The organism is Novosphingobium sp. 9U, from assembly GCF_902506425.1.
Lineage (GTDB): Bacteria > Pseudomonadota > Alphaproteobacteria > Sphingomonadales > Sphingomonadaceae > Novosphingobium.
Map to the genome: position 1 here is coordinate 1 of NZ_LR732533.1, position 4,101 is coordinate 4,101.

Sequence of the window (4,101 nt, forward strand, 5' to 3'; positions counted from 1 at the left end):
GGGGAGAACTGCCGAGGCTCCTTCTGGGTACGGCCGAAATCTAAACAACCCAGTAAGTTCTTAATGCGCGAAGGCTTTCTGTTAACCACTCTCCGTTGAGCCCGATTAGCCACACTTACCTCTGTTGTTCATTGATGGCGCTGTGGACCTGAACAGACCTACCCCCGGGTGTAAAGTCTAAGAGTCGGATTCGAAACTAAGCATCTGATTTTGCGAGCCTTGCTACGCGGCGAGCGAGGAGCTGCACCGATGCGAGGAACAGCTATGCGGTGGCCGACGCGATGGTCTGCTCGAAGTTCTTGGCGGGACGCCGATCGCGATTGAGCCACGCAAGGGTACGTTCGACTACCCAGCGCCGAGGCAGGACCTCGAAGCCGCTAGGGGCATCGGATCGCGTGATGATCGCGATGTCCATCTGCTGATCCGGCGCAGGGCGTCCTTCAGCTTGTCTCCGGCATAGCCGCCATCAGCGAAGATTTTGCGCGGCCAGGGAAAGCTGTGCAGAATTTCTGCGAGCACCAGCGGCGCGCAGTCTTGATCCTGAATGTCGACGGTGTGGATCACAGCGTGACCCAGATTGCCTTGGGTATAGGTGAGGATATGGCGTTTGAGGCCCTTGACCTTCTTGCCCGCATCATAGCCGCGAGGACCGCCGCTCTCTGTTGTTTTCACACTCTGGCTATCGATCACGCCAGCGCTGGGCGAGGGCTCGCGACCTTCCGCTTCGCGCGAGATCATCAGCAGCGCATGATTGATCGTGAGCCACAGCCTATTGTCGCGCCACAGGTAGATCCAGCGCCGCACGGTCGAGACTGGCGGAAAGCAGGGCGGTAGCATTCGCACGGCAAACCGCCGCGCGGGAGGTACAGGATTGCCTCGAGGATGCGCCGCAGCGGCCACTCGCGGGGACACCCCACAACGGACGGCGGAGGGAGAACGGCTCAAGCCTGATCACCGCATCGATAAGTGGGCGACGCTGTTCGCCGCGCTGCTCATGGGGCTGTTGCCTGCGATCCTGCATCCTCATGTTCCGTACGTAAAGGATCTGCCGGTTCAAGCCGCCATGATGATCGCAGGTTTGGGATCGAAGAAGGGCGTGGAACGCGTTCGCGAACTCGACTTTTCGATGCCCTGGTCGAAGAAGGGCAGCTGATGCTTGCCGCCATCAACGCCGTGACCGTGCTCGGTTATCTCGTGCTGATGTCGCTTCTGCTCGATCATGGAACGCACGCCGCCGAGCCGCAGATACGACAGTTCAAGTTTGCCTCGCTCGGTGTCGCGTTCATGTGCTTCGGCATCGGCCGCATGGGATATGTGCCGCCTGCGCATGACCCGGATCAATGGATCTTCGTCATGGAGCACTTTGCCATCCTGATCTTCGGCGCGATCTACTTCTGGACTGGCTGCCGGAACACGCACGCTGAAGAGCGAAGCGGAATGCGCCGGCAGGAAGAAGCGGAGATGAACGCGCTCGTGAGCCTCGCCGCTAAGCGCCTCGAGGAAGAGAAAGACAAGCTGGTGCGCTGCCGAGTTGCGGTCAGCCGACAGGTATGTCGGCGCCGTTCTCGCCTTACCGCTTAGGCGGATACCAACCTGAGACCCATGCAAGCACCCGCGTGCGGAACTCATTTGCGGTCTCGACCTTGCCTTTTGCTGACAGACCATGATCGGCACGCCGTTCGGCTATTTGCTTGTGCTTTGCTGCGCGCGCTACTGCGCAACGCTCGATTAGTTCTTGCGACATAGTACTTCCCCACCGCCGAACCATTGTGGCCTGGCGGATTAAGTAAAGGCTAACAGCGCCTCGTATCGGCTCAGCGCTGAGCTAAAATCTGCCTCCGATCAGGAGACAATGACGACCTATGCTCTGGGCCAGCGGTCGCTGGCGCGGCTCGATGGCGTGCATCCCGTTCTCATCACCGTGGGCAAGCGCGCGATCGTAATCAGCACGCAGGACTTCGGCGTCTACGAAGGCGTGCGCACGCTCGAGCGTCAGCGCAAGCTGGTGGCGAGCGGCGCGTCCAAAAGGTATTGTCAAACCTAACGCACCAGAGTTGAAGCGGCAGCCGCTAACGGGTTCTTCAGAGAACGCCGGGCATGCCGCTCCCGCTGGCAGTCCTGCGAATCTGCTCGGCTTTTTTCCGGATGTGATACCGTTTGCCTGCTGATGAGCAGGCAAACGGGGAAGGGTCTCGCCTCGGGTGCGGCCAGTGCAGTTGCTTTGACAGCACCTACACAAACGTGGCCAGTCCTGAGCGTTTCCGAGTGATGTGACTTTGGCGACGGTCAGGAGCAGCCCCGCGCCGCGCCGTATGCCTCTCAGCGAACCAATCGGAGGGTTCTCATGCCGGCGGGCGCCGGCTCTGCGATTGCGGTGACGGGTTCTCGTCGTTGCTCATCAACGCTTACCTGCTTGCGCTTGGATCGCTCGTGCGGGTGGCTTGCAGCGGAACAGGCTGCCGCGCGAGCTAACAGACGACGGTGCTCCTCCCAAGCGACTACATGCGCGACTGCGGCGCCGTCGAAGTAGGCGGCTTCTGCGTAGATCATTGTGGTTGCTTGCAGCTTGGCAGCGCGGACAGAGCCGCGGAGCTTACTCCGCGACCCTGACCATTGCATTTGGGCGACCCGTTCAGCCGCGGTAGGTTCTGAGGCTTAAGAATATATTGCATAGCACGCTCTCGGACTGATGAAGGCCGTAGACCCCTGCGATCTAGGACCTGCGATCGTGTGCGATCTTAGCTGATGGTGGTGGTCCTGCGGAGCCGAGGCCAAAATGAGCCTCAATCTCTTAAAGGGTTGTAAAGGGCTGTTAAATAATTGAGCCTCCACGTTCACCAAACGTGATTGCAGAGTCTTCATCAGCGTGGGTCGGCGACTCGAGCAGGGGTGGTCAGCGCCGCCGTCCGCGCTGCCCTATGGTCGATAAACGCCTGGGTCCCCATCAGGCCGATCACACCCGCCATAGCGGCTATCAGGGGCCAGAGGAGGTCTACGTTCACCAGCCATCCCATAAGCACCATGAGGGTAAGTGAAATCAGGCGACGCATTCGCCGGCTCCTGCCTTGCACCCCGGCCCGCGTTCAACGTTGTGACACGGGCCGCAAAAACCTGCGGGCCCCTGTGTACGTGCGACGGAGGCTCGCCGTCTCATTCCAAGACAATCGGCTGCAGCGGCTTTGCCGCTCCCGAAAGCGGCTTGCACGCGCCGGCTGTCAGCCTCAACATCGGGGAGTATAAGCAGAGAGAGCGCGGGGCTTCTGCCCACGCCATGGGACGAGGTTGAGGATTGAGCCAGACGAGACTTGAGATGGCCGCTCGCCATGTGGCGGAAGCCCAGCGCGCCTCGAAGCGCAACGTGAGCGCATCGTCAGCCTAAGTCGCGCGCGCGGGACTATGAAGACGCTCATGACCTACTGCAGATCAAGGTCTGCGCGCTGGACATTGCGCGGCGCGACTACGAGCGGGCTAAAGCTGGGCGTAGAAAGAAGCTTCAGCAACCTTGACGAAGCTTGTTGGCGGCTAGCCCGTGGGCGGCGCTGCTCGAATGCTAGCTTCAAGCCGGTGAATGCCACGGCGACGCCATATAGCTCGTGCACCGCGAAGACGGCGACACCACTTTCTACTCATCGTTGGCGAAAGATGGCAGTCCGATGCGCCGCCAGAGACCGTCGTCCTGGAAGAGGCCTCCCCAAGTCTCCGTTACGCTCCAACCATCTATGTAGGCGTAGTCTCTCTTCAGCTTATCAAGCTCGTGAAGCACCGGCGCGCCGCCGAAGATCACGCCTCCGGGCGGCAGCTTCTTGTACTCACAGGCATCGGCTTCGGTCACTTCATCAATCGAGGCAGCGAGCACATCCTCAGCGCAGGTGAACACACCGACTGCAACCTTGTTTTTACTCACGCGGACGAACCACGGTCCCTGATCTTCAATCACCGCAGCGCTCCTGAACCACCCTAAGGTGGCTATCGAGGCGAACCTGCGGCTCGTGATCTCGATTGCCAAGAAGTACACCAACCGCGGCCTGCAGTTCCTGGACTTGATCCAGGAGGGCAACATCGGCCTGATGAAGGCGGTCGACAAGTTCCAGTACCGCCGCG

At 60.4% G+C, this 4,101-nt stretch carries 4 protein-coding genes and 2 pseudogenes; 4 read left to right on the forward strand and 2 right to left on the reverse strand.

The features are described from left to right. Positions 1-262 precede the first annotated feature (262 nt). Positions 263-938: pseudogene (locus GV044_RS20695) on the reverse strand (IS5 family transposase); the annotation flags it as partial. 56 nt (positions 939-994) lie between these two features. Between GV044_RS20695 and GV044_RS20700 the strand changes: the two are divergent. The 3 genes from GV044_RS20700 (at position 995) to GV044_RS20710 (ending at position 2,044) form a co-directional block, all read left to right on the forward strand. Next, complete coding sequence (locus GV044_RS20700) at positions 995-1,153, forward strand: hypothetical protein (RefSeq protein WP_159874364.1); 159 nt, start codon at positions 995-997, stop codon at positions 1,151-1,153. After that, positions 1,153-1,581, forward strand: coding sequence for a hypothetical protein (locus tag GV044_RS20705; RefSeq protein WP_159874365.1), 429 nt, complete (start codon positions 1,153-1,155; stop codon positions 1,579-1,581). Before GV044_RS20700 ends, GV044_RS20705 begins: the two co-directional genes overlap by 1 nt. A gap of 271 nt (positions 1,582-1,852) precedes the next feature. Next, positions 1,853-2,044, forward strand: a complete 192-nt coding sequence (locus GV044_RS20710) for a hypothetical protein (RefSeq protein ID WP_159874366.1) — start codon at positions 1,853-1,855, stop codon at positions 2,042-2,044. Positions 2,045-3,622: 1,578 nt separating this feature from the next. On the opposite strand, the gene GV044_RS20715 is transcribed toward GV044_RS20710, so the two are convergent. After that, positions 3,623-3,937 carry a hypothetical protein gene (locus GV044_RS20715; protein WP_159874367.1) on the reverse strand — a complete coding sequence of 105 codons (315 nt, stop codon included), beginning with the start codon at positions 3,935-3,937 and terminating at the stop codon, positions 3,623-3,625. 22 nt (positions 3,938-3,959) lie between these two features. Between GV044_RS20715 and GV044_RS20720 the strand changes: the two are divergent. Further along, positions 3,960-4,101: pseudogene (locus tag GV044_RS20720) on the forward strand (sigma-70 family RNA polymerase sigma factor); the annotation flags it as partial.